Annotated in this window: 2 protein-coding genes; both read left to right on the forward strand. The window is 41.3% G+C overall.

Annotation, left to right across the window (positions count from 1 at the left end; genetic code table 11):
• Positions 1-2,937: Ig-like domain-containing protein (locus VEZ01S_RS10235; RefSeq protein WP_021713970.1), on the forward strand; the 2,937-nt coding region annotated here is incomplete at its 5' end.
• A 456-nt stretch (positions 2,938-3,393) separates the two neighbouring features.
• A partial coding sequence (locus tag VEZ01S_RS10240; RefSeq protein WP_040890706.1) for a VCBS domain-containing protein occupies positions 3,394-5,163 on the forward strand: 1,770 nt, incomplete at its 3' end.

Below are 5,163 nucleotides of genomic sequence, written 5' to 3' on the forward strand. Positions count from 1 at the left end.
GGGCAAGGGGATTTTGAATTACCAAAGGGTGCATTACTTCAAGATTTACCAGATGGCTCAAGTTATATTAGCGCTACAGTGACTGATAAAGCGGGTAATGTAGGGAAGTCGACTGAGACAGTTATTGTGGATACAACCCCACCTTCTGTATCGGTTCAAATTGAAAACATTGCGAAAGATGACATTATTAATCTCACTGAGTCTCAACAGAGTACGATTGCTGTAACAGGTAGTGTGACAGGTGAATTTAATCCTAGCGACAAAGTGATAGTTACTATCGATAAGACGCCATATTCAGGCTCTATTGATAGTTCTGGGCACTTTACTGTTGATGTACCGAGTAGTGAATTTACCGGGCACACTCAAGTTGAAGCATCCATTACGACTCAGGATGCAGAAGGAAATACAGGCTCAGATACGGATAGCCATAGTTATATTATTGCGACGGATATTCCTTTAATTACGCTAGATCCGATTGCATCCGGTAATGATAGGCGCCCAGCTATTTCGGGCCATGTAGAGGTTAGTTCGCACAAGGCCATACCTCAGGATACGGAAGTAGACATTCAAATTCGTGGTGAAGCAAAAATCTATAAGGTTTATACGACAAATGAAAATGGGGATTTTGAGTTACCAAAGGGTGCATTAGTTAAAGATTTACCAGAGGGTGCAAGTGATATTATTGTTACCGTGACAGATAAAGCGGGCAATGTTGGTATGACGGCTGAGCCTGTTGTAGTGGATATCACGGCCGGGAAAATCACAATTGATGACCACCTTGCTACTGATGATGTGATAAACCAAACCGAACAAGGTCAAGACTTGATTATCTCTGGTACCACGTCAGGTATTGAAGATGGTCAACTGGTGACGGTGAACTTTAATGGTCAAAATTATCCAGGTAGTGTCACTGGTGGTAAATGGAGTACAACGGTAGATAAAGCACACCTGTCCGGTCTAACTAGTGGTAGCTCTTTGACGATCACGGCAAACGTGAATGATAAAGCGGGTAATCCAGCGCTAGAAGCGAGCCATAATTTAGTCGTTGATACGACAGTGCATACACCAGTAATTTCTTTAGATTCTACTTCAGATACATATGGGCAAGATCCTACATCAAGTGCTATTCATATTGGCAGTGACTCAGATCTTATTACGAAAGATGTGACTCCTACGTTCTCTATTACAGGAGTAGATGTTGATGCTGAGTCCGTTGAGATATTTGATGGAAAAACTTCTCTTGGGTTCGCTCACAGGGATGGGAAAGGGCTTGAACATTGGAGTTTTACTCCGCCAAAAGATGCTGGACTAACAAAAGGTATTCATCATATTACAGCAGAGGTTACTGATAAGGTTGGTAACCATGCATCGTCAATAGCATGTGATGTGACAATTGATACTGAAAATCCCAAGCCAACACTATCTGTACACAATGCTAATAACAACAATGCTAGTCCAATACTAACAGGGACAGCGGAAGCGGGCTCTATAGTAGTTATTAAAGATGGTAACGTTGAGCTCGGTTCTGTATTGGCGGATAAAGATGGTAATTATGAATACGATATGTCTAGCCCAGAGCATGCACATGTATTAGGGGAGGGAGCACATGAGTTAGTTGCTGAGGCTATAGATAAAGCTGGCAACCTTAATGATTCTGATAAGGTGAGTACAACAATTAAACCAGAGTCTAAATTAGTTTATGCAGCTCCTGGAGAAAACATAAATGTGCATGATGGTGCGCGTTTAATTTATGGGACATTAAATACCCATCAAGCAAGTGCCCCGGTTGATCATGATATTCACCTGACGATTGATAAGCATGAGGTAACTATTAAACAAGATGGCACTATTGTTGCTCCTGGTTTAACGATTGATGATGCACATCAATTTTTACTTGACCACCCCTATTCAGGGAATGTAAATGGCGGTGATAATCATATAGTTTCATTTTCCGGAGTAGATGATCTTTTAGCCCATACTTCGAATTCGAACCTACAAAATGGCGTGCAATCAGTTAATGGTGATGGGTATTATTTATACCTTCCTGGTAAATCATCAGACTACACATTAAAAAGTGAAATTACCGGTAGCGGTGGTAAATATAATATTAGTGGTGGCTTGCATGGGCATGGTATAGATATCTCTAGTATGAATGGTGTGAGAGGGATTATATTCAGTGATGGGGAGACACTTTTAGCAAGTTCTGAGCAAACGTTATCACAAGGTTCATTGGCAAAATCAGTAACAACCGAAACATTCCACATGAATACTGATACATTTTTGCATACGACATCACCTGTTCCAGACAGCCATAGAGTGGTGCTCTTAACAGGAAATGGAGAAGATTCTACAGAGTTTAAGATAATTGCTGGTGATGGAACGGTAATAGCAACAAATAAAAACCTGGATAAAGGCGACCCTATTGTTATTCATGAAAACCAACTTAAAGGCTTACATATTGAAATTCCAAAAGATGGAAAAATCGATTTGCATTTCGAGGGACACATTGAACACAGTGGTCAGCAAATTGGTGATACTTTACGTTGGCACTTTGTTGTTGATGAGAATAAGCACGTAGGAAAAATCGATGATGTTGAATACGTAAAAAGTCCTGACGAACCCGCTCAAGACACCCCAGAAATTGATCTAAATGCCTTAGCCGACAGTTCATCAGATCATCATAGCACTGGAGCCAGTGCTTATTTGGATCAGCTCGGGATTGATGCTCAGCATCATGCGCAAGCTAATGATCAACCGAGTGATATTGATGTTGTTTTAGGCCATGATCCCGCAACTAGTGTTGATGACCATGGCGTACCGGTAGTGGATCATTCAATTCAGCCTGATCATACTCAGCATCAAGATGATGACGATCCAACGAAACATCATCACCAGACTGATACAGGTACTGTTGATTGGGGATCTAGCCACCATTAATAGAATATCGAGTCTTAATGGCTCGATTTACAGCTCTGACTGAAATGCCAGTTGTTTATGTAGTGCCTGACATACTCGTTAGGTCTCACATAAATCGCTGGCTTTTTTATATAAAAAAATAAGGAAAATAAATCAAGGCCAAAAAATGCAGAAATTATTACTGATAATAGTAACTTAGACTATATTCATTTTGTTGCATGGTTGTTGTGGAATCTAACTTTAGAAAACTGAAACTAGCAACGTATCAGACTAAAATGGTGTAACAAAGTATGAATATATATAACAGTTCCGGTTTAATATCACTAACAAAAACGAATGTCTCTTGAAAGGCATAGTAGATATTTTACAAACTATAAGCACTCGACAATGAGTTGCACTGATATGTGAACTGATATTTATAAAATTGGTAGTAATGAACCATACTTTATCTAAGTGTAAGCAGTGGTGGTAAAATTAATGGCAGATTCAGAAAAGAACAAGCAAGCTACAAAAGTTTCTAACAATGAAGGTACGAGAAAGAGAGCTAAAAAAGCTCGACGCCTTGTGGTACCTCTAAGCTACATCTCGCGTAGCAACTCAATGGCGCTTATTCTACCGTCTTATCATGTCGTTGATACAGGTCATCATAATGAAGACAATACCCCCGATCTTTTGCATCACACGGAGTATGTAACTCATACTTCGCAGAATAATTATGTGCAATCTGAAACAAAAGGTTCACAGGCGGTTAATCCCCAAACAACGAATCAAACTGCTGCAACGACTGAACAATTTCAGCCACAACATCATGTTGAAAATACGGGTGGCCATCACTATCACTACGTAAGTCATTATGGGAATCAGATTACACCTGTTGCGGGTATTTCTACCTATGGCCAGATGATGACGCCTCCAGCCATCTCGGTTAATTCGCACACCTATACTTCTTCTGGACAGCCAAATACTTCCTACTTAACTCCTCCTGTTATTGGAACGCCACAATCTGGAGTTGTTAAGGAAGATACCACACTTGTCACCCACGGAACGGTTGATGCACATAGTGCTCAAAAAGGAACAGGCTTATCGTTTACTCCTGATAACTTACATGGTCAGTATGGTGAATTTGCTCTAGATAAAAATACGGGTGAATGGAGTTACACTTTAGACAATAGCCATCATCAAGATCTTGCTTTAGGTGAATCGCATACCGAAGTTTTACATGTAACGATTACTAATAATTCTGGCGTTTCTGTCCATCAAGATATTACGGTTACAGTGCAAGGCACCAATGATATTCCGGTTATCACTAGTCAGACACAACATGATGTCACAAAAGAAGATGATACGTTATTTGTTAAGGGGCAGGTAACGGCAACGGATGTGGATCATGGCGCAGTATTGACTTATACACCGGATAATTTGCAAGGTCACTATGGTGTCTTTACCTTAAATTCCAGTACTGGGAAGTGGCATTACACTTTAGATAATGATGCGCACCAAGCTCTGGCTGAGGGAGAGTCCCACAACGAAGTATTACTGGTTACCGTCACTGATGATAAAGGTGGAACGACTACCCAGCAGGTCACCGTTACTGTTGAAGGGACTAATGATAAACCCGTACTACATACGGACATGCATACTGGCGATGTCAACGAAGACGGAACGCTATTGGTTCGAGGTCAAGTATTAGCCAGTGATGTCGATCATAATGCTAAATTGACTTATACCGCAGGGCATCATCACGGCGTGTATGGTGACTTTACCTTAAATGCTGATTCAGGCACATGGACTTATACGCTAGATAACAAGCATCACCAAGATTTAGCCGCGGGCGAAACCCACACTGAGTCTATGTTGGTGACAGTGACTGATGACAAAGGCGCAACGGTCACTGAAACGGTTGTGGTGACGGTGACAGGTACTAATGATAAGCCCGTCATCACCAGTCATGCCCAAGCTGATACTGTGAAAGAAGATGATGTGTTATTTGTACAAGGTCAAGTCACGGCAAGTGATGTGGACCATGGCGCAGTACTGACATATACCCCTGATAATCTTCAAGGTCATTACGGTACGTTTGTATTAAATGCTAGCTCGGGTAAGTGGCATTACACCTTAGATAATAATGCTCACCAAGCCCTAGCACAGGGTGAATCTCATACCGAAACCATGCTGGTCACGGTAACCGACGATCAAGGTGCGACCACCACCCAGCAAGTGACGGTCACAGTTGAGGGGACCAATGAT

The organism is Vibrio ezurae NBRC 102218 (genome assembly GCF_000467185.1).
Taxonomy (GTDB): domain Bacteria; phylum Pseudomonadota; class Gammaproteobacteria; order Enterobacterales; family Vibrionaceae; genus Vibrio; species Vibrio ezurae.